The sequence below is a fragment of the Variovorax sp. PBL-H6 genome (assembly GCF_901827155.1).
Lineage (GTDB): Bacteria > Pseudomonadota > Gammaproteobacteria > Burkholderiales > Burkholderiaceae_C > Variovorax.
In genome coordinates, this window is the sequence record NZ_LR594659.1 from 1,344,060 (window position 1) to 1,364,487 (window position 20,428).

General features: G+C 67.3%; 23 protein-coding genes. All 23 read left to right on the plus strand.

Translation table 11 applies throughout. The features are described from left to right. Window positions 1-6: 6 nt before the first annotated feature. The 23 genes from mlaD (at window position 7) to tatA (ending at window position 20,424) form a co-directional block, all read left to right on the plus strand. Entirely contained in the window at window positions 7-495 is a 489-nt protein-coding gene (gene mlaD, locus G3W89_RS06345) for an outer membrane lipid asymmetry maintenance protein MlaD (protein ID WP_162573296.1), read from the plus strand. Beyond that, window positions 492-1,238, plus strand: coding sequence for an MlaA family lipoprotein (locus G3W89_RS06350; protein ID WP_162573297.1), 747 nt, complete (start codon window positions 492-494; stop codon window positions 1,236-1,238). Before mlaD ends, G3W89_RS06350 begins: the two co-directional genes overlap by 4 nt. Before the next feature lie 160 nt (window positions 1,239-1,398). Beyond that, window positions 1,399-2,010 carry an MlaC/ttg2D family ABC transporter substrate-binding protein gene (locus G3W89_RS06355; RefSeq protein WP_443083197.1) on the plus strand — a complete coding sequence of 204 codons (612 nt, stop codon included), beginning with the start codon at window positions 1,399-1,401 and terminating at the stop codon, window positions 2,008-2,010. Window positions 2,011-2,017: 7 nt separating this feature from the next. Continuing rightward, on the plus strand, window positions 2,018-2,290 hold the full coding sequence (locus G3W89_RS06360) for an STAS domain-containing protein (protein ID WP_162573298.1): 273 nt from the start codon (window positions 2,018-2,020) through the stop codon (window positions 2,288-2,290). Between the two features lie 85 nt (window positions 2,291-2,375). Next, entirely contained in the window at window positions 2,376-3,323 is a 948-nt protein-coding gene (locus G3W89_RS06365; RefSeq protein ID WP_162573299.1) for an ABC transporter ATP-binding protein, read from the plus strand. Beyond that, window positions 3,323-4,087 (plus strand): ABC transporter permease, encoded by a 765-nt coding sequence (locus G3W89_RS06370; protein WP_162577353.1) that lies wholly within the window; start codon window positions 3,323-3,325, stop codon window positions 4,085-4,087. The genes G3W89_RS06365 and G3W89_RS06370 overlap by 1 nt, the downstream gene beginning before the upstream one ends. A 13-nt stretch (window positions 4,088-4,100) precedes the next feature. Then, on the plus strand, window positions 4,101-4,343 hold the full coding sequence (locus G3W89_RS06375; protein WP_162573300.1) for a BolA family protein: 243 nt from the start codon (window positions 4,101-4,103) through the stop codon (window positions 4,341-4,343). Window positions 4,344-4,358: 15 nt separating this feature from the next. Further along, window positions 4,359-5,645, plus strand: coding sequence for a UDP-N-acetylglucosamine 1-carboxyvinyltransferase (gene murA / locus G3W89_RS06380; protein ID WP_162573301.1), 1,287 nt, complete (start codon window positions 4,359-4,361; stop codon window positions 5,643-5,645). Continuing rightward, the gene (gene hisG, locus G3W89_RS06385) at window positions 5,642-6,283 is read left to right on the plus strand and encodes an ATP phosphoribosyltransferase (protein ID WP_162573302.1); all 642 of its coding nucleotides are present in this window, start codon (window positions 5,642-5,644) and stop codon (window positions 6,281-6,283) included. Before murA ends, hisG begins: the two co-directional genes overlap by 4 nt. Before the next feature lie 89 nt (window positions 6,284-6,372). Continuing rightward, window positions 6,373-7,689: a histidinol dehydrogenase gene (gene hisD, locus G3W89_RS06390; protein ID WP_162573303.1), complete on the plus strand. Its 1,317-nt coding sequence runs from the start codon at window positions 6,373-6,375 to the stop codon at window positions 7,687-7,689. Between the two features lie 9 nt (window positions 7,690-7,698). Continuing rightward, window positions 7,699-8,064 carry a hypothetical protein gene (locus G3W89_RS06395; RefSeq protein WP_162573304.1) on the plus strand — a complete coding sequence of 122 codons (366 nt, stop codon included), beginning with the start codon at window positions 7,699-7,701 and terminating at the stop codon, window positions 8,062-8,064. Between the two features lie 6 nt (window positions 8,065-8,070). Further along, window positions 8,071-9,165 carry a histidinol-phosphate transaminase gene (gene hisC / locus G3W89_RS06400; protein WP_162573305.1) on the plus strand — a complete coding sequence of 365 codons (1,095 nt, stop codon included), beginning with the start codon at window positions 8,071-8,073 and terminating at the stop codon, window positions 9,163-9,165. Further along, complete coding sequence (gene hisB, locus G3W89_RS06405) at window positions 9,162-9,791, plus strand: imidazoleglycerol-phosphate dehydratase HisB (protein WP_162573306.1); 630 nt, start codon at window positions 9,162-9,164, stop codon at window positions 9,789-9,791. The genes hisC and hisB overlap by 4 nt, the downstream gene beginning before the upstream one ends. Next, window positions 9,788-10,444: an imidazole glycerol phosphate synthase subunit HisH gene (gene hisH / locus G3W89_RS06410; RefSeq protein ID WP_162577354.1), complete on the plus strand. Its 657-nt coding sequence runs from the start codon at window positions 9,788-9,790 to the stop codon at window positions 10,442-10,444. Before hisB ends, hisH begins: the two co-directional genes overlap by 4 nt. Before the next feature lie 51 nt (window positions 10,445-10,495). Next, window positions 10,496-11,239 (plus strand): 1-(5-phosphoribosyl)-5-[(5-phosphoribosylamino)methylideneamino]imidazole-4-carboxamide isomerase, encoded by a 744-nt coding sequence (gene hisA / locus G3W89_RS06415; RefSeq protein WP_162573307.1) that lies wholly within the window; start codon window positions 10,496-10,498, stop codon window positions 11,237-11,239. A gap of 316 nt (window positions 11,240-11,555) precedes the next feature. Beyond that, the gene (locus tag G3W89_RS06420) at window positions 11,556-16,658 is read left to right on the plus strand and encodes an autotransporter outer membrane beta-barrel domain-containing protein (protein WP_162573308.1); all 5,103 of its coding nucleotides are present in this window, start codon (window positions 11,556-11,558) and stop codon (window positions 16,656-16,658) included. A gap of 132 nt (window positions 16,659-16,790) precedes the next feature. Continuing rightward, a complete protein-coding gene (locus tag G3W89_RS06425; RefSeq protein WP_162573309.1) occupies window positions 16,791-17,633 on the plus strand; it encodes a D-hexose-6-phosphate mutarotase in 843 nt (280 codons plus the stop codon). A gap of 23 nt (window positions 17,634-17,656) precedes the next feature. Next, complete coding sequence (gene hisF, locus G3W89_RS06430) at window positions 17,657-18,436, plus strand: imidazole glycerol phosphate synthase subunit HisF (RefSeq protein ID WP_162573310.1); 780 nt, start codon at window positions 17,657-17,659, stop codon at window positions 18,434-18,436. A 27-nt stretch (window positions 18,437-18,463) separates the two neighbouring features. Further along, a complete protein-coding gene (hisI, locus tag G3W89_RS06435) occupies window positions 18,464-18,865 on the plus strand; it encodes a phosphoribosyl-AMP cyclohydrolase (protein ID WP_162573311.1) in 402 nt (133 codons plus the stop codon). A 143-nt stretch (window positions 18,866-19,008) separates the two neighbouring features. Beyond that, a complete protein-coding gene (locus G3W89_RS06440; protein WP_162577355.1) occupies window positions 19,009-19,371 on the plus strand; it encodes a phosphoribosyl-ATP diphosphatase in 363 nt (120 codons plus the stop codon). Window positions 19,372-19,385: 14 nt separating this feature from the next. Continuing rightward, window positions 19,386-19,775 carry a DUF4870 family protein gene (locus G3W89_RS06445; RefSeq protein WP_162573312.1) on the plus strand — a complete coding sequence of 130 codons (390 nt, stop codon included), beginning with the start codon at window positions 19,386-19,388 and terminating at the stop codon, window positions 19,773-19,775. Then, window positions 19,765-20,124: a histidine triad nucleotide-binding protein gene (locus tag G3W89_RS06450; RefSeq protein ID WP_162573313.1), complete on the plus strand. Its 360-nt coding sequence runs from the start codon at window positions 19,765-19,767 to the stop codon at window positions 20,122-20,124. The genes G3W89_RS06445 and G3W89_RS06450 overlap by 11 nt, the downstream gene beginning before the upstream one ends. A 69-nt stretch (window positions 20,125-20,193) precedes the next feature. Then, window positions 20,194-20,424 (plus strand): Sec-independent protein translocase subunit TatA, encoded by a 231-nt coding sequence (gene tatA / locus G3W89_RS06455; RefSeq protein ID WP_162573314.1) that lies wholly within the window; start codon window positions 20,194-20,196, stop codon window positions 20,422-20,424. The last annotated feature ends 4 nt before the right edge of the window (window positions 20,425-20,428 follow it).

A 20,428-nucleotide genomic window follows, 5' to 3' on the forward strand; every position in this document is an offset into this window, starting at 1 on the left:
GCACTCATGCAACGTTCCAAGAATGACGTCTGGGTCGGCCTGTTCGTGCTCATCGGCGCGGCAGCGCTGCTGTTTCTCGCGCTCCAGTCGGCCAACCTCCTGAGCTTGAACTTCCAGAAGACCTATTCCGTCAGCGCGCGATTCGACAACATCGGCGGGCTGAAGCCGCAGACCGCGGTCAAGAGCGCGGGCGTCGTGGTCGGCCGCGTCGAATCGATCACATTCGACGACAAGTATTTTCAGGCCAGCGTCACGCTGGCATTGCAGAGCCGTTACAGTTTCCCGAAGGACAGTTCCCTCAAGATCCTGACCAGCGGCCTGCTTGGCGAGCAGTACATCGGAATCGAGGCGGGAGCTGAGGAGAAGACCCTTCAAGCTGGCGACACCATCACCTCGACACAGTCGGCAGTCGTGCTGGAGAACCTCATCGGACAGTTCCTCTACAGCAAGGCGGCTGAGGGCAGCACGCCATCGGGCAACAGCAGCAAGAAATGAAACCAAGAACCCCCATCGACTTGCCGCGCGTGCTTCGCGGCACTGCCTCCGCCCTGCGCTGCCTGGGCGCCATTGCAGTGCTGGTCATTGCCACCGGCTGCGCCTCCGGGCCCAAGGCCAATCCGGCCGACCCGTTCGAACCCTTCAACCGTGGCGTCACGCGCTTCAACGACGTCGTGGACGACGCCGTGCTGGTGCCGGCGGCGACGGCTTATCGCCGCGTGCTGCCTTCCTTCGTGCGCACGGGGGTCAACAATTTCTTCGGCAACCTGTCCGATGTGTGGAGCTTTGCCAACAGCGTGTTGCAGCTCAAGCTGGAGCACAGCGCACAGACCTTCATGCGGGTGAACGTCAACACCGTCTTCGGTCTCGGCGGGCTGCTGGATATCGCCACGGAGGCCGGCATCGACCGCCACTCCGAAGACTTCGGCCAGACTCTCGGCCGTTGGGGCGTGCCGAGCGGTCCGTACGTGGTGCTGCCGCTGCTGGGTTCTTCGACGGTGCGCGACACGGCTGCACTCACGATCGATCGGCAGGGCGACCTGCTGAACCAGATCCACGATGTCCCGTGGCGGAACTCGCTCTACTTTCTCCGCGTGATCGACACGCGCGCGAACTTCCTGCGCGCGAGCCAGCTGCTGGACAACGCGGCGCTCGACAAGTACACGTTCACCCGCGATGCCTATCTGCAGCGCCGAAAGAACGAGGTTCATGACGGGGACCTGCCGAACGAGGGCAATTGACAGCGTGTCCGGCGCTTGCATCCCGTTGCGCGCTTTGCACGGGGCGGGAACCCGGTTGACAAGCCTCTGCTCCAATTCGCCAAGGGTCGCAAGGACTCAAAACTTTCAAAGGGAACCATCGATGATTCAGATGCTGCAACGCCGCTCCGTGGGGCGCCTGATGCTGGCCGGCCTGCTGCTCGCGGGCGCCGCCGCCTTCGTGCGGCCAGTCCACGCCGCCGACGAGGCGCCGGACGCGCTGGTCAAGCGGCTCTCCGCCGACGTGCTGGAGACCATCAGGGCCGACAAGTCGATCAAGGCGGGAGACGTCAACAAGATCATGGCCCTGGTCGACGCCAAGATCATGCCGAACGTCAACTTCCAACGCATGACCGCGTCCGCGGTCGGGCCGGCATGGCGCCAGGCCACGCCCGAGCAGCAGCAGCGCCTGCAGGAAGAGTTCAAGAAGCTGCTGGTGCGCACCTATGCCGGCGCGCTCGACCAGGTCAGCGACCAGACTGTGGCCGTGCGGCCCTTCCGCGGCTCGCCCGACGACAAGGAAGTGCTGGTGCGCACGGAGGTCCGCGGCAGCGGCGATCCGGTGCAGCTCGACTACCGGCTCGAGAAGACGCCCGGCGAGGCGGGCGGCTGGAAGATCTACAACCTGAACGTGTTGGGCGTGTGGCTGGTCGATACCTACCGCAGCCAGTTCGCGCAGGAGATCAACGCCAAGGGCATCGATGGCCTGATCACCGCGCTGACCGAGCGCAACAAGCGCAACGGCAAGGGGTGAGTTTTCGATGCTCGTCCTGCCGCCCAGGCTCACGCACGACGAGGCGCCCGCCTGCGTGCTCATGCTGCGGCAAGGGCTCGCAGGGCAGGCCGCGACGTCCACCGTGGTCGACGCAAGCGCGCTCGCGCAGTTCGATTCCTCCGCGCTTGCGGTACTGCTTGAATGCCGGCGCGAATCCAGTGCGATGGGGCGTGGCTTCGCGGTGAAGGGCTTGCCGCCGCGCCTGCGGGAACTCGCGTCGCTGTACGGCGTGGCGGGCCTCCTGCCTGCCGCACCATGATGTAGCGGCAGCGGCAGGCTGCCGCCCAGGCCTTTGTCCCGCCTGAAAGCGGAAAAACGGCGGGGCCCTAAAATCGCGGGCTCCCATGCCTGCGATTTCCTTCCAATCGGTCTGCAAGACCTATCCTGCCTCGCGCCAGCAGCGTGCCGAGGGGAAACCCGGCCTGCGCGCGGTCGACGAGGTCACGTTCCAGATCGAAGAGGGCGAGTTCTTCGGTCTGCTGGGGCCCAATGGTGCCGGCAAGACCACGTTGATCAGCATGCTCGCCGGCCTCTCCAGGCCGACCGCGGGTGCCATCAGCGTCCACGGCTTCGATGTGCAGCGCGAGTACAGCCAGGCTCGCCGCAAGCTCGGGGTGGTGCCGCAGGAGCTGGTCTTCGACCCCTTCTTCAATGTCCGCGAGTCGCTGCGCATCCAGTCGGGGTACTTCGGGATCAAGAACAACGACGACTGGATCGACGAGCTGCTGAGCAGCCTCGGCCTGGCCGACAAGGCCAGCGCCAACATGCGCCAGCTCTCCGGCGGCATGAAGCGGCGGGTGCTGGTCGCCCAGGCGCTGGTGCACAAGCCGCCGGTGATCGTGCTGGACGAACCGACGGCCGGCGTCGACGTGGAACTGCGCCAGACCTTGTGGCAGTTCGTCGCCAAGCTCAACAAGCAAGGCAGCACGGTGCTGCTGACCACCCACTATCTCGAGGAGGCGGAGGCACTGTGCCACCGCATTGCCATGCTCAAGCAGGGCCGGGTGATCGCCCTGGACCGCACCAGCGAACTGCTGCGCTCGGCTGCCAGCAACGTGCTGCGCTTCAAGACCGACGGCATGCTGCCCTCGGAGCTGGCCCAGCACGCGCGCATCACCGGCCGCATCGTGCAGCTGCCGGCCCAGAACGCGCGCGAGGTCGAACAACTGCTCGCCGCCATCCGAGAGGCTGGGCTCGACGTGGAAGATGTCGAGATGCGCAAGGCCGATCTGGAGGACGTTTTCATCGACCTGATGGCCGGCGAGCAGACGCCGTTGGAGGTCGCTCGATGATGGTTCACGCATTGGGCTGGCGAGCGCTTCTCTACAAGGAAACGCTGCGCTTCTGGAAGGTCGGCTTCCAGACCGTCGGCGCGCCGGTGCTTACGGCGCTGCTTTACCTGATGGTCTTCGGCCATGTGCTGGAAGGCCGGGTCACGGTCTACGGCTCGGTCAGCTACACCGCCTTCCTGGTGCCGGGCCTGGTGATGATGAGCGTGCTGCAGAACGCCTTCGCGAACAGCTCGTCGTCCATCATCCAGAGCAAGATCATGGGCAACCTGGTCTTCATCCTGCTCACGCCGCTGTCGCACTGGGGATGGTTCCTCGCTTACGTGGGGTCGTCGGTCGTGCGCGGGCTGGTCGTCGGGCTGGGCGTGTTCGCGGTGACAGCGCTCTTTGCCGTGCCGACCTTCGTGGCGCCGCTGTGGATTGCAGTGTTTGCCTTCCTGGGCGCCGCAATCCTCGGCACGCTGGGCCTGATCGCCGGCCTGTGGGCGGAGAAGTTCGATCAGATGGCCGTGTTCCAGAATTTCCTGATCATGCCGATGACCTTCCTTTCGGGCGTGTTCTATTCCATTCATTCCCTTCCGCCTTTCTGGCAGAAGGTCAGCCACCTGAACCCCTTCTTCTACATGATCGACGGCTTCCGCTACGGCTTCTTCGGCATCAGCGACATCTCGCCCTGGCTGAGCGTTGCGATCGTCGGCGGCGCCTGGTTGCTGGTGAGTGCGATCGCAATCCACTTGCTGCGCATCGGCTACAAGATCCGGGGCTGACCCCTTCCACCACATGACCGCCGAAGACCTGCAATCCATCATCGAGGCCGGCCTGCCCTGCGAGCACATCACGCTCGAGGGCGATGGCCGCCACTGGTACGCGACCATTGTTTCCACCGAGTTCGAGGGCAAGCGCGCGATCCAGCGACACCAGCGCGTCTACGCGACCCTCGGTGCCAAAATGCACACCGACGAAGTGCACGCGCTCTCGATGAAGACCTACACGCCCGCCGAATGGGCGGCTCAAAACTCCTAGTCGCTGGACTTTTTCATGGACAAACTCCTGATTCGCGGCGGGCGACAGCTCCGCGGCGAGGTGCTCATTTCCGGCGCGAAGAACGCGGCCCTCCCGGAGCTCTGCGCGGCGCTGCTGAGCGAGCGCCCAGTCACCCTGCACAACGTGCCGCGGCTCAACGACGTCACGACCATGCTCAAGCTGCTGCGCAACATGGGTGTGGCGGCCGAGCGTGACGACAACGGCACGGTGCGCCTCGACGCCGGTCCGCTGCACGCACCGGAGGCGCCTTACGAATTGGTGAAGACGATGCGCGCGTCAGTTCTCGCGCTGGGTCCGCTGCTGGCCCGCTTTGGCAAGGCGCGGGTCTCGCTGCCGGGCGGCTGCGCCATCGGGTCGCGTCCGGTCGACCAGCACATCAAGGGCCTGCAGGCCATGGGCGCCGAGATCGCCGTGGAGCACGGCTACATGGTCGCGGGCATCGCGGAGGGCCGCCGGCGCCTGCACGGCGCGCGCATCACCACCGACATGGTGACCGTCACCGGCACCGAGAATTTCCTGATGGCCGCCGCGCTCGCCGACGGCGAGACTGTGCTGGAGAACGCCGCGCAGGAGCCCGAGATCGCCGACCTGGCCGAGATGCTGATCGAGATGGGCGCCAGGATCGAAGGCCACGGCACGAGCCGCATCCGCGTCCAGGGCGTGGAAAAGCTGGGCGGCTGCACGCATCGCGTGGTGGCCGACCGGATCGAGGCAGGCACCTTCCTGTGCGCCGTGGCCGCCACCGGGGGCGAGGTTCTGCTGCGCCACGGCCGCGCCGACCACCTCGACGCCGTGATTGAGAAGCTGCACGAAGCCGGCGTCCTGGTGGATGCGGTGGAAGAAGGCATTCGCGTGCGCAGCCAGGGCCGCCTGAAGGCGCAGAGCTTCCGCACCACCGAGTACCCCGGCTTTCCGACCGACATGCAGGCCCAGTTCATGGCGCTCAACGTGATCGCCGAGGGCACCTCGACCGTGACCGAGACGATCTTCGAGAACCGCTTCATGCACGTGGACGAAATGCTGCGGCTGGGGGCCAAGATCCAGACCGACGGCAAGGTGGCGGTGATCGAAGGCGTGCGCCAGCTGTCCGGCGCCACCGTGATGGCGACCGACCTGCGTGCCTCCGCCAGCCTCGTGATCGCCGGCCTGGTAGCCCAGGGCGAAACCCTGGTCGACCGCATCTACCACCTGGACCGCGGCTACGACCGCATGGAAAGCAAGCTGCGCGGCCTGGGTGCCGACATCGAGCGCGTGGCCGGGCCGGCGGAGTACCAGCCGTGATCACGCTCGCGCTGTCCAAGGGCCGCATCTTCGAAGAGACCCTGCCGCTGCTCGCCGCGGCCGGCATCGAGGTCAGCGAGGACCCGGAAAAATCGCGCAAGCTGATCCTTGCAACGACGTGCCCCGAGGTGCGAGTGGTGCTGGTGCGTGCATCGGACGTGCCGACCTACGTTCAGTATGGCGGCGCGGACTTGGGGGTCACCGGGCTCGACGTGCTGCTCGAGCACGGCAATCAGGGTCTCTACCAGCCGCTGGACCTGCGCATCGCAGCCTGCCGCCTGAGCGTGGCGGTTCGCGCCGATTACGACTACGCCTCAGCCGTGCGCCAAGGCTCGCGCATCAAGGTTGCGACCAAGTACGTCGGCCTGGCGCGCGAGTTCTTCGCCAGCAAGGGCGTTCACGTGGACCTGATCAAGCTCTATGGCAGCATGGAGCTGGCGCCGCTCACCGGCCTGGCCGATGCCATCGTCGACCTGGTGTCAACCGGTAACACCCTCAAGGCCAATGACCTGGTCGAGGTCGAGCGCATCATGGACATCAGCGCGCGCCTGGTGGTCAACCAGGCGGCGCTCAAGCTCAAGCAGGCGTCGATCCGGCACATCATCGATGCCTTCGCCTCGGTCATCCCCTCCGCCTGAAATGAAATGCAACCACGCTCGTCAATCCGTGTATCGCTGCCCCCCGAGCGGGCGCTCAGCGTCCTCCGGGCGGCCGGGCGGACGCTGACATGAACGTGAAAGCCGCTCCCGCCCGCCTGTCGACTGCCTCGGCCCGCTTCGAAGCGGATTTCCAGGCGCGGCTGCACTGGTCGGCCGACACCGATGCCGCCATCGAGCAGGTCGTGACCGACATCCTGTCCGATGTGCGCCATCGCGGCGACGCGGCCGTGCTCGACTACACGCGGCGTTTCGACCGGCTCGACGCCGGCAACCTGGAGGCCCTGGAACTGAAGGCCCCCGAGCTGCGCGCCGCCTTCGACGCGCTGCCCGCCGCCCAGCGCGAGGCGCTCGAGGCTGCCGCAAGCCGCGTGAGGAGCTATCACGAGGCCCAGAAGAAGGCCAGCGGCGAGAGCTGGAGCTACCGCGATGCCGACGGCACCCTGCTGGGCCAGAAGGTCACCCCGCTGGACCGCGTCGGTATCTACGTGCCGGGCGGCAAGGCCGCCTATCCGTCGAGCGTGCTCATGAACGCGATTCCCGCGCACGTAGCCGGCGTCGGCGAAATCATCATGGTCGTGCCGACGCCGGGCGGCGAGAAAAACCCGCTCGTGCTTGCCGCTGCCCACGTGGCCGGCGTGACGCGCGCCTTCACCATCGGCGGTGCGCAGGCCGTGGGCGCGCTCGCTTATGGCACCGCGACCATCCCCGCGGTCGACAAGATCACCGGCCCCGGCAATGCCTACGTGGCCGCCGCCAAGCGGCGGGTGTTCGGTACCGTGGGCATCGACATGATCGCCGGGCCCAGCGAGATCCTGGTGCTGGCCGACGGCAGCACGCCGGCAGACTGGGTGGCAATGGACCTGTTCAGCCAGGCCGAGCACGACGAGCTTGCGCAGAGCATCCTGCTGTGCCCCGACGCCGCTTACATCGACCAGGTACAACAGGAGATCGATCGGCTGCTGCCCTCGATGCCGCGCGCCGCGATCATTGCCGCCTCGCTTAACGGGCGAGGCGCGCTGATCCACACGAAGAGCATGGAAGAGGCTTGCGCGATCAGCAACCGCATCGCTCCGGAGCACCTGGAGGTCAGCAGCCGCGAGCCGCACCGCTGGGAGCCGCTGCTCAGGCACGCCGGCGCGATCTTCCTCGGCGCCTACACCAGCGAAAGCCTGGGCGACTACTGCGCCGGCCCCAACCACGTGCTGCCGACCAGCGGCACGGCCCGCTTCAGTTCGCCGCTGGGCGTCTACGATTTCCAGAAGCGCTCCAGCCTGATCGAAGTCAGCGAGGCTGGCGCGCAGCCGCTGGGCCGCATCGCCGTCACGCTCGCCGAAGGGGAGGGCCTGCCGGCGCATGCCGAGGCCGCCCGCATGCGCCTGCGTTGAGGGGTGGGCATGTCGATGCTGCCGCTCCGATCCATTCGTTGCCTGCTCCTTCTGGGCCTGGTGGCGGCCGGTGGCGCCTGCCAGGCCATGAGCATTCGCGAGCTGCGTTTGCTCGAAGCCAACGAGAAGGACGGAAAGACCTACGCCAACTACTACCTGGTCGGGGTGGTCGAGGGCCTGCGCGAGGCCAGCGAGGCCGAGCAGCGCGCCGGGCAGAAGCCGCTGTTCTGCGTCAACGGCCGCCGGCTCGAGCCCGCGATGGCGCGCGCGCTCTACCAGACCGAACTCGCACGCAACGCCGACAGCTACGAGGCCGACATGCCCGTGCAACTGGTGATTTCCGCCGCGCTCAGCAATAGCTACCGCTGCCTCTAGCCCCGAATGACTTCTGCTTCCGACGACACCAAGCGCGCCCTGGGCCGCATCCGCGCCGACATCCAGTCCATGCATGCCTATGCCGTGCAGGACGCACGCGGCCTGCTCAAGCTCGATGCGATGGAGAACCCCTTCGGCCTGCCGCCCGCGCTGCAGGCGGCGCTGGGCCAGCGCCTGGGCGCGCTGGCGCTGAACCGCTATCCCGGCCCCCGCAGCGGCGACCTCCAGCGCGCGCTGGCCGCCTACGCCGGGCTCCCGGAGGGCTTCGCGCTGATGCTCGGCAACGGCTCGGACGAGCTGATCTCGCTGCTGGCCATGGCCTGCGACCTGCCTGGGGCGGTCATCCTGGCGCCGGAGCCTGGTTTCGTGATGTACGCGATGAGCGCCCGGCTGCAGGGCTTGCGCTTCGTCGGCGTGCCGCTCACCGCTGATTTCGAACTTGACGAGGCCGCCATGCTCGCGGCCATTGCGCGCGAGAAGCCGGCCATCGTCTACCTGGCCTACCCCAACAACCCGACGGCCAACCTGTGGGACGACGCCGTGATCGAGAAGATCGTCCAGGCCCAGGGTGCGCAGGGCGGCCTGGTCGTGATCGACGAGGCCTACCAGCCCTTCGCCGCCCGCAGCTACATCGACCGGGCGGCGCGCCACGGCCATGTGCTGCTGATGCGCACCCTCAGCAAGTTCGGCCTGGCGGGGGTCCGGCTGGGGTACCTGGTCGGGCCAGAGGCCCTGATCGCCGAGGTGGACAAGGTGCGCCCCCCCTACAACATCAGCGTGCTCAACTGCGAATGCGCGCTCTTCGCGCTGGAGCACGCCGAGGTGTTCGCGGAACAGGCTGCCCGGATTCGCGCCGGGCGTGCCCGCATCTTAGAGGCGGTGGCCGGGCTTTCAGGCGTCCGAAGCTGGCCCAGCGAGGCGAACATGATCCTGGTGCGGGTGCCTGATGCAGTGAAAACCTTCGAGGGCATGAAGGCTCGCGGCGTCCTGGTCAAGAACGTTTCTAGAATGCACCCATTGCTCGCGAACTGCCTGCGCCTGACGGTCGGAACCGCCGATGAGAATGCGCAGATGCTCGCAGCCCTCGAAGCCTCGCTATGAACACCCCCAAGGCCCCTGAAGCAGTCGTTGCCGCCGCCGCGCGGACGGCCTCCGTCACGCGCAACACCGCCGAGACGAAGATCTCGGTCGACCTCAACCTCGACGGCACCGGTCGTTCGAAGCTCTCGACCGGCATCGGCTTCTTCGACCACATGCTGGACCAGATCGCGCGGCACGGCCTGATCGACCTGGAGATCGACTGCCAGGGCGACCTGCACATCGATGGCCATCACACGGTGGAGGATGTGGGCATCACCCTCGGCCAGGCCGTAGCCAAGGCGGTCGGCGACAAGAAAGGCATTCGCCGCTACGGCCACGCCTACGTGCCGCTCGACGAGGCCCTCAGCCGCGTGGTGATCGACTTCTCCGGCCGGCCCGGCCTGGTGATGCACGTGCCTTTTACCAGCGGCATGATCGGCGGCTTCGACAGCCAGCTCACCTACGAGTTCTTCCAGGGCTTCGCCAACCACGCCTTCGTCACCCTGCACATCGACAACCTCAAGGGCGTCAATGCCCACCACCAGTGCGAGACGGTCTTCAAGGCTTTCGCCCGCGCGCTGCGGGTTGCACTCGAGCTCGATCCTCGCTCGGCCGGCGTGATTCCTTCGACCAAGGGTTCCCTCTGAACAGCAGCAAGAACACCGTTGCCGTCGTCGACTACGGCATGGGCAACCTGCGTTCCGTCTCGCAGGCGGTCCAGCATGCGGCCGACCAGGTCGGGGTCGAGGTCTTCGTGACGGCCGACCCCGAGGTGGTGCGCCGCGCCACCCGCGTGGTGCTGCCGGGGCAGGGTGCCATGCCCGACTGCATGCGCGAGCTGCGCGACTCCGGCCTGCAGGAGTCGGTGCTCGAGGCGGCGGCTTCCAAGCCCCTGTTCGGCGTCTGCGTAGGCATGCAGATGCTGTTGTCGGCGAGCGACGAGGGCCCGACCGAAGGCCTCGGCCTCATCCCGGGCCGGGTGCTCAAGTTCGAGTTGGCGGGCCGCACCCAGCCCGACGGAAGCCGCTACAAGGTGCCTCAGATGGGCTGGAACGAGGTGCTGCAAACCCGCCCGCACCCGGTGTGGACGGGCGTGCCGGATGGCAGCTACTTCTACTTTGTGCACAGTTTCTACGCACGGCCAGCCGATCCCCTCCACAGCGCGGGCGAGACGGAATACGGCGAACGCTTTACCGCCGCCATCGCACGCGATAATATTTTTGCAACTCAGTTCCACCCCGAGAAGAGTGCGGACCATGGGCTGCAGCTGTACAGAAACTTTCTCCACTGGAATCCCTGAAGCAGTCTTTTCGCTGCGCTTCATCGCTCGCGCTCCGCGCAATTCCGCACCATGCTCCTTATTCCTGCGATCGATCTCAAGGATGGCCACTGCGTTCGCCTCAAGCAAGGCGACATGGACCAGTCCACCACCTTCAGCGAGGACCCCGCCGCCATGGCACGCCGATGGCTGGAGGCCGGTGCGCGGCGGCTGCACCTGGTCGACCTGAACGGCGCCTTCGCGGGCAAGCCGCAGAACCACGCCGCGATCAAGGCGATCCTGCGTGAGGTGGGCGACGACATCCCGGTGCAGCTCGGCGGAGGCATTCGCGACCTGGACACCATCGAGCGCTACATCGACGACGGCCTGCGCTACGTGATCATCGGCACCGCTGCCGTCAAGAACCCTGGGTTCCTGAAGGATGCCTGCAGTGCCTTCGGCGGCCACATCATCGTCGGCCTCGATGCCAAGGAGGGCAAGGTCGCCACCGACGGCTGGAGCAAGCTCACCGGTCACGAGGTGGCCGACCTGGGCAAGAAGTTCGAGGACTACGGTGTCGAGGCGATCATCTACACCGACATCGGCCGGGACGGCATGCTCTCGGGCATCAACATCGACGCCACCGTCAAGCTCGCGCAAGCGCTCACCATCCCCGTGATCGCCTCCGGCGGGCTCTCGAACATGGCCGATATCGACAAGCTCTGCGCGGTCGAGGCCGATGGCGTCGAGGGGGTGATCTGCGGGCGTGCGATCTATTCGGGCGACCTGGACTTCGCCGCCGCGCAGGCGCGAGCCGACGAACTGGCCGAACAGTAGTTCGCGATCGCGCGTGGCGCACGCGCCGACCCATCAGAAAAGGGCACGCATCGCGTGCCCTTTCTTTTTGCGTACGCCAAATGTCGGGCTGGCCTGACTTGTTCGGACTGGACGGCAATGAATTCTCGCATTTTGTCGCGGCGGTCTGACTGCGCACTCTGGGATTCCTAGCATTCCTCGGCCGTCGAGTCCCTCTGGGTTCATGAACTGCGGCCTGAGCTTCCGGCGTGTGTGCGGAAGAGCACGGCCCCGCTCAGGCGGCATCGCCGCCACCCACGCCACGCGCGTGAGTCCCTGAACGACCCGGAACTCCCCCATGAACAGAACGCATCGCAGCCTTTGGAACTCCGCGCTAGGCACCTGGGTTGCCGCTCCCGAGAATGCCCATTCGCGGGGCAGGCGCAGCGGCATCGCGAGGGCTTCGACGCTGACGTTTGCCCTCTTGTGCGGGGGGATGCCGGCCGCCCATGCGTGCACCGCAGGCAGCACCACCGAGCTGGCTGCCTGCATTGCGGGGATCGATATGGTCATCGATCTGACCGGGGCCATCACGCTCGGTACGCACCTGCCGGTGATCGAGCGCAGCGTCACCATCAACGGTCACGGCTTTACCCTCGACGGCGCCGGGCAGTTCCGTGGCTTCTTTGTCGGCTCGGGCACCACCACCGTCAATGGGCTGACCATGCAGAACCTGAAGGCCCAGGGGGGCCACGGGGGAACGGAGTACACCCCGGGGGGCGGCGGCATGGGCGCGGGCGGGGCGGTGTTTGTAGCCAGTGGGGCGGGCGCCAGCTTGAACGACGTGATCATCATCGCCAGCCAGGCGGTCGGCGGTGTCGGGGGCGGCCAGCTGACGAGTAGCCTCAACTTCGCCGCGAGCGGCGGCGGCGGCGGGTTGGGCGGCAATGGGGGCGGATTCGTCCAGGGCCTCGACAACGGATTCGGACGAGGCGGCGGGGGCGTGTTTGAAGATGGGGGCGTTGGGTCGACCCTCACTGGTGGCGGCGACGGCGGAGGACCGAATCCCGGTCAAGGTGGCGCTACAGACTCCGGCGGTAACGGCGAGGCTTATAGCGGGGGCGGTGGAGGGGGCGGCAATTTAGCTATCAGCGGCCGCGGCGGGAACGGTGGCCAGGGCGGAGGTGGAGGAGGCAGCAGCGATGCTTTCAATGCTGCCGGGGGCGCCGGGGGCTTTGGCGGCGGCGGTGGCGGAGGTCGAGGCAGAGGCGGGGCTGCCGGCTTCGGCGGTGGGGGCGGGGGCGGGGCTTTCACTTCGGGTGGAGGCTCCGGAGGTTTCGGCGGGGGTAACGGCGCAGCTCAATCCCCATCCGACGGCGGAGGAGGCGGCGGCGGCGCAGGAATGGGCGGCGCCATCTTCGTCATGGACGGGGGGGCGATCACCCTCGGCGGCAATACCCAAGTACGGGGCAGCAGCGTGGTGGCGGGCGAAGGCGGCGGCGGCTCTTCGCAAGCCGGCTCGGCCTTCGGCAGCGGCATCTTCATGCAGGGCACGGGCAGTACGCTGGCCTTCGTGCCTGGAGCAGGCAACACACAGACCGTGGCCGACGCGATCGCCGACCAGACCGGCTCCGGCGGCACCGGCGCCAACGCCGGCAGCATCGGCCTCAGCAAGAGAGGCGCTGGAAGGCTGGTCCTCTCCGGCACCAACACCTACAGCGGCGGCACCACCGTCACTGGTGGCACGCTGTCGATCTCCTCGGACCAGAACCTCGGCGCGGCCTCCGGCACGCTGACCCTCGATGGCGGCACGTTGCAGAACACCGCGGTCGTCTCGACCGCGCGCGCCATCACCATCGGCAGTGCCGGGGGCGCCTTCCAGACCGACGCCGACCTGAGTTCCACCGGTTCCATCTCGGGCACGGGCAACGTGATCAAGGCCGGTGTCGGCACCTTGACGCTCGCCGGTACCAACACCTACACCGGGACGACGACCGTCAGCGGCACGCTGCGAGCCGGCGCTGCGAACAGCTTCAGCGCGGCCAGTGCGGTGACGCTCGGCGGTGGCGCCACCCTGGATCTGAACAGTTTCAGCCAGACCATCGGCAGCCTGGCAGGCTTCGGCTTCGTGGCCCTGGGCACCGGAACACTGACGGCGGGAGGCGACAACAGCAGCACCACCTTCAGCGGCGTGATGTCGGGAAGCGGCGAGCTGATCAAGATCGGGGCGGGAACGCTGACCCTGGACCGGGACAACACCGTCACCGGACGAGTCACGATCAACGCGGGCACGCTGCGCCTGGACAACGGCTTCTATGGGCTCGGTGCAAGCAGCGCGACTGCAACGGTCAACAGCGGCGGCACCCTGGACCTCGGCGGGCAGTACGGGATAGCGCAGCACGTCGATCTGATGGGCGGCACGTTGACCAGCAGCACCGGCCAAGCGCTGCTCCGAGGCACTGTCACGCTGGGCACGGGAGGTACGAACACCATCGGCAACGACGGCACCAGCCTGACCCTGGCCGGCGCCATCGGCGGCGACAGCGTCACCATCGCCAGCAACGCGGGCAGGGTGTACTACAGGGCCGCCAACACCTACACCGGGACCACGACGATCAACGCCGGCGCGGTCCTGGACACCGCGGCGGCCGGGATTGGAAGTAGCAGCGGCATCATCAACAACGGCACGCTGTGGTTCGAACAAGGATCGCGCGGCACCCTCGCGCAGGCCATCAGCGGGAGCGGCGAGCTGGTCAAGTTCGGCAGCGGCACACTGACGCTTTCCGGCACGAACACTTACGGCGGCGGTACTTTCGTCGAAGAAGGGACGCTTGCTATCTCGGCTGACGAGAACCTGGGTGCGCGCTCGGGGGTGCTGACCCTCGATGGCGGCACGCTGCGCAGCACGGCCGCTTTCACGATGGCACGCGACGTCACCATCGGAGTCTTCAACGCGGGTATCCAGACCAACGCCGATCTGAGGGCTACAGGGCTCATCTCGGGGGATGGCAGCCTGTACAAGAGCGGCAGCGGCACCTTGACCCTCACCGGCGCCAACAGCTACCTTGGCGGTACTGCCATCGTGGCAGGCACCTTGTCGATCTCGGCGGACCACAACCTGGGCAACGCCTTGGGGGACCTGATCCTCGATGGCGGCACCCTGCGCACCACCGAAGGCTTCGCCACTGAACGCAACATTGGCATCGACAGCGGGGGCGGCACCTTGCAAGCCGATGCCGATCTCACGGCGAGCGGCGAGGTGCGCGGCAGTGGCGCACTGACCAAGACCGGTGCCGGCACCTTGACGCTCGGCGGCACCAATTCCTACCGCGGCGGCACCATCGTGAGGGGAGGCACGCTGTCCGTCGCCAAGGACCGGAACCTGGGCCGTACCTCAGGTGGCCTGACTCTCGACGGCGGCACGCTGCGCAACACCGCTGCCTTCACCACCGCGCGGAGTATTCAACTCGACGCGGGCGGCGGCACCCTGCAGACCGATGCCGACCTGACGGCGAGCGGCATCTTCAGCGGCGTGGGCGCCCTCATCAAGACCGGCGCCGGCACCTTGACCCTCACTGACGAGAACAGCTACAGAGGCGGCACCGACCTCAAGCAAGGCAGCCTCGCCGTCGGCAACAACAGTGCGCTGGGCACCGGCCAACTCGCCATGCACGAAGGCACCACGTTGCGCTTTGCCGCCGATGGGCTCGACCTGGCCAATCCCATCGCCTTCACCGACGCGGTCGATCCCGCCATCGACACCGGTCCCTTCACCGCCACCCTCACCGGCGCCATCACCGGGCCTGGGGACTTGAGCAAGTTGGGAAGCGGCACCCTCGCCCTTGCGGGCGCCAACACCTACAGCGGCACCACCTCCGTCACCGAAGGCACCCTGCGCGCGGGTGCTGCCAACACCTTCAGTGCGGCCTCCGTCCACGGCGTCGCCTCCGGTGCCACGCTCGATCTTGCCGGCTTCAGCCAGAGCATCGCTGGCCTCGCCAATGCCGGCACCGTCTCCCTCATCGGCGCAACACCGGGCACCACCCTCGCCGTCACCGGCCCCTATGTGGGCAACAACGGCCTGCTGCGCCTGGGCACGTTTCTCGGAGACAGCGCCAGTGCCAGCGACCGGCTCGTCCTCAGCGGCCCGAGTGCTGTCGCCAGCGGGCGCACCACCGTGCAGGTCGTCAACCTCGGCGGCCTCGGGGCGCTCACCACCGGCAACGGCATCGAACTGATCAGTGCGCTCAACGGCGCCGCCACCACCGCGCAGGGCACGAAAGATGCCTTTGCCCTGCAGGGCGGCCATGTGGATGCGGGCGCCTACGAATACCGCCTGCAGGCGGGCGATGCCGCAGGCGCCGGAGAGAACTGGTACTTGCGCTCCACCAGCACCATCATCCCGCCGCCGCAGCCCGCGCCTCCCGCGCCACCGGCCCTGCCAGCCCCTCCTGCGGCCGCCCCCATCCAGGTGCCGACCTACCGCGCCGAGGTGCCCCTGTTCGCGGCCCTGCCCGAGCAACTGCGCCAGGGCAACCTGGCCATGCTCGGCAACCTGCACCAGCGCATCGGCGACGACGACGTGCGCTCGGCGGCCGGCGCCCAGACCACCGCTGCAGCCTCCGCCACCGGCGAGCGCCGCGCCTGGGGCCGCGTGCTCAGCACGGGCCTGAACATCCAGCAAGGCGGCACCGTCAGCCCGCAAAGCGACGGCCGCTTGAGCGGCCTGCAGGCCGGCACCGACCTGTGGACCCACGCCAATTGGCGCGCCGGCCTCTACGTCGGCCAGCTCGACGGCGACATGCAGGTCAAGGGTTTCGCCCGGGGCATCGCCAACCTCACCGTGGGCAGCAACGACCTGCGCAGCCAGTACCTGGGCGGCTATGCCACCTACAGCGGTACCAGCGGCTTCTACGCCGACGGCGTGCTGCAGGCGGGGCGTCATCGTTACGAGGTCAAGCCCCAGGCCACTCTGCGGACCAAAGGCAAGGCCAGCAGCCTGAGCGCCTCGCTGGAGATCGGCCAGTCCTTCGCGCTGGGCGAGGGCTGGCAGATCGAGCCGCAGGCGCAGCTGGTGCACCAGCGGGTGGACTTCGACGACGTCGACATCGCCGGGGCGCGCGTGCAGCAGGAACGAGACGGCAGCTGGCTCGCCCGCGTGGGGGTGCGCGTGAAAGGCGACATCGCCACCAGTGCAGGCCGGCTGCAGCCCTATGGCCGGGTGAACCTGTACCGCGCCTCGGGCGGCAACGACAGCACCCGCTTCATCAATCCTGCGGCCATCACGGCGATCGACAGCAGCACCGGCAGCACCTACACCGAACTGGCGACCGGCTTCACGCTGTCGCTGAGCGAATCGACCAGCCTCTACAGCGAAGTCGGCAAGCTGTGGGCGTCAGGTGGAGACACCCGCGTGAAGTCGCAGCTGAATGCTTCGGCGGGGCTGCGGGTGCGCTGGTAGCTTCGCAGGCGTGCTTGGCCGTGCTCGGTGCTGGCGACATCTCTCACGCATGAAGAATGCAGCGCGGCAGCTGGCCCGGTTCAACGTGCCGTGGCGGCCTTGGCGGTCACACGCCAAACCTAGAATGGGGCCATGTCTCCCAAAGAGCTCCATTTCCATGGCCAGCCCGCATTGCGCCTCGCCCTGCCCGAGGGCGGTGCCTGCACGGTAGCGCTGCACGGCGCCCATGTGCTGTCCTGGACCACCTCGGATGGCACCGAGCGCCTCTACCTCAGCCCGGAGGCGCGTTTCGATGGCCAGAGCGCGATCCGCGGCGGCGTGCCGGTGTGCTGGCCGCAGTTCAACCAGCGCGGGCCGCTGCCCAAGCACGGTTTCGTGCGCAATGTCGCCTGGCGGGCCGAGCCGGTTGGCATCGGTAGCAAGCCCGACACCCTCGTTTTCTCGCTGCACGACGATGAGGCCACGCGGGCGATCTGGCCGCATGCCTTCCATGCCAAGCTGGCCGTGACCCTGGCGCCCCGTTCGCTGCGGGTGGCGCTCTCCATCGACAACACCGGTGGCGCGCCCTGGTCGTTTGCCGCCGCACTGCACAGCTACCTGCGCGTCGACGACATCGCCCAGGCGTCGCTGGAAGGCCTGCAGGGTGCCAACCGCTGGGACGCGGTGCGCAACGACCGCCACGTGGACCTCGCGCCAGAACTGCGCTTCGGCACCGAGTTCGACAGTGTCTACGTGGCGCCCGCGGAGCCGCTGCGCCTGGCACAGCCTTCTTCCACGCTCGAGATCACGCAGAGCGCGAGCTGCACCGAGACGGTGGTCTGGAACCCGGGTCCAGCGCTGAGCGCGCAACTCCCGGACCTCCCCGACGACGGCTGGCGCCACATGCTCTGCGTGGAGGCCGCGCGCATCGACGAGCCCGTGCTGCTGGCGCCGGGCGGGAGCTGGCAAGGCTGGCAGCAGCTCACCGTCCTCTGAACCTCATCCCCAACGAACCCACCATGCTTGCCAAGCGCATCATTCCGTGCCTCGACGTGACCGGCGGTCGCGTCGTCAAGGGCGTCAACTTCGTCGAATTGCGCGATGCCGGCGATCCAGTCGAGATTGCCGCGCGGTACAACGCCCAGGGCGCCGACGAGCTGACCTTCCTGGACATCACCGCCACCAGCGACGGCCGCGACCTGATCCTGCCGATCATCGAGGCGGTCGCCTCGCAGGTCTTCATCCCGCTGACCGTCGGCGGCGGCGTGCGCACCGTCGAAGACGTGCGCCGGCTGCTCAACGCGGGCGCAGACAAGACCAGCTTCAATTCGGCCGCCATCGCGAATCCGCAGGTCATCGAGGACGCCTCGCGCAAGTACGGCGCTCAATGCATCGTGGTTGCGATCGACGCCAAGCGGCGCTCTGCCGAAGACGAGGCCCAGCGCGGCCCGGGCTGGGACGTCTATAGCCATGGCGGCCGCAAGAACACCGGCCTGGATGCGGTGCAGTGGGCCGTCGAGATGGCGCACCGCGGCGCCGGCGAGATCCTGCTGACCAGCATGGACCGCGACGGCACCAAGAGCGGCTTCGACCTCGCCCTGACCCGGGCAGTGAGCGATGCGGTGAGCGTGCCGGTGATCGCCTCGGGCGGCGTCGGGAACCTGGACGATTTGGCCGACGGCATCCAGACCGGCGGCGCCGACGCGGTGCTGGCGGCGAGCATCTTCCACTACGGCGAATACACCGTCGGCGAGGCCAAGGCCTGCATGGCGGGGCGCGGCATTCCGGTGCGGATGTAAAAGTGCACATCCCCGACAATCGCCATCATGAACTGGCTTGACGAAGTGAAATGGGACGCGAGCGGCCTGGTGCCCGTGATCGCGCAGGAGCGTGGCAGCAAGGACGTGCTGATGTTCGCCTGGATGAACCGCGAAGCCCTGGAAAAGACGGCCGAGCTGGGCCGTGCCGTGTACTTCAGCCGCTCGCGCGGCAAGCTCTGGTTCAAGGGCGAGGAGTCTGGCCATGTGCAGACCGTGCACGGGATCCGCATGGACTGCGACAACGACGTGCTCCTGCTCGAGGTCACGCAGACCGGCCACGAGCCCGGCATCGCCTGCCACACCGGGCGCCACAGCTGCTTCTTCAGCAAGTACGAGAACGGCCGGTGGACCGTGACCGAGCCGGTCCTGAAAGACCCCGCAATGATCTACTCCACATCGCCGAGATGAGCACCGCACGGCCGCCCGAAGGGGCTCGCACCGCAGCCGAAGGCGAAGGTCGCCTATTGAGCACCGCACGGCCGCCCGAAGGGGCTCGCACCGCAGCCGAAGGCGAAGGTCGCCCATTGAGCGCCGACGACACGCAACGCCCGATGGAAGACGCACTGGCCCGCCTGGCCGCGGTGATCGAGAGCCGCCTGCCGGCGCACGGCGGCGACCCCGAGAAGAGCTACGTCGCGCGCCTGCTGCACCGCGGTCCTGACGCCTTCCTCAAGAAGATCGGCGAGGAGGCCACCGAGGTCGTGATGGCTGCCAAGGACGCGGACCATGGCGGCGAGCGCATGAAAATAGTGAACGAAGTGGCCGACCTCTGGTTCCACAGCATGGTGGCCCTGGCCCACTACGGCTTCTCCCCGCGCGACGTGGTGGCCGAGCTCGAACGGCGCGAGGGCACCAGTGGCATCGAGGAAAAGGCCTTGCGCAAGGCGAAAGACCGCGAAGCTTCCAACGACTGAGACCAGAGGACGCCATGCCCAACGACATCGTGACCGTGGAACCCGATTCGTCGCTCAAGACCTGGGGCTGGATCAGTTACATCCTGCATCTGGTCGTGGCGGTGGGTGCCGTGCTGCCCGGCGCACAGGCCTCGATTGCGCTGCTGCTGATCGCGCTCGTAATCGACTTGGTCAAGCGCGACGATGCGGCCGGCAGCTGGCAGGCCTCGCACTTCAGCTGGCGCATCCGCTCGGTGCTGTGGGCCGGCTTGGCCTACATCCTGACCTCCTGGCTGTGGCTGCTGTTGCTGCTGCCCGGCTGGATCGCCTGGGCGCTGATTTCACTGTGGTTCCTCTATCGCATCGTCAAGGGGATGGTGCGCATGAATGCGGGCCGTTCCATGGAGCCTTCGAATGTCCTCTGATCCGAACTGCATCTTCTGCAAAATCATCGCGGGCCAGATCCCCTCGCGCAAGGTCTACGAGGACGAGGAGTTGTTCGGCTTCCACGACATCGCTCCCTGGGCGCCCGTGCACTTCATGCTGGTGCCCAAGCGCCACATCCCCTCGATGGCCCAGGTCATGCCGGACGATGCGGCGCTGCTCGGCCGGATCATGACCCTGGCCCCCAAGCTGGCCCTGGAGCAGGGCTGCCGGCCCTATCCGCAGGGCGGCTTCCGCATCGTCGTCAACACCGGCGCGGAGGGCGGGCAGGAAGTCCAGCATCTCCATGTGCATGTCATGGGCGGCCCTCGCCCCTGGCTCAAAGGTTGATATTCCCCGCGATCCGGAGGGACAGCCTCCTGCGCCGACTAAAATCTGACACTTCTTCAGGAGTAATCCATGGGTTCACTTTCCATCTGGCACTGGCTGATCGTGCTGCTCGTCGTGGTGATGATCTTCGGCACCAAGAAGCTGCGCAACATGGGGTCCGACCTGGGTGGCGCGGTCAAGGGCTTCAAGGACGGCATGAAGGACGGCTCGGCATCCGAGACGCCCAATCCGCAGGTGAGCGCCACCTCCGCCAACGCCGACAAATCGACCATCGACGTCGAAGCGCGCCAGAAGCCCTGATTCC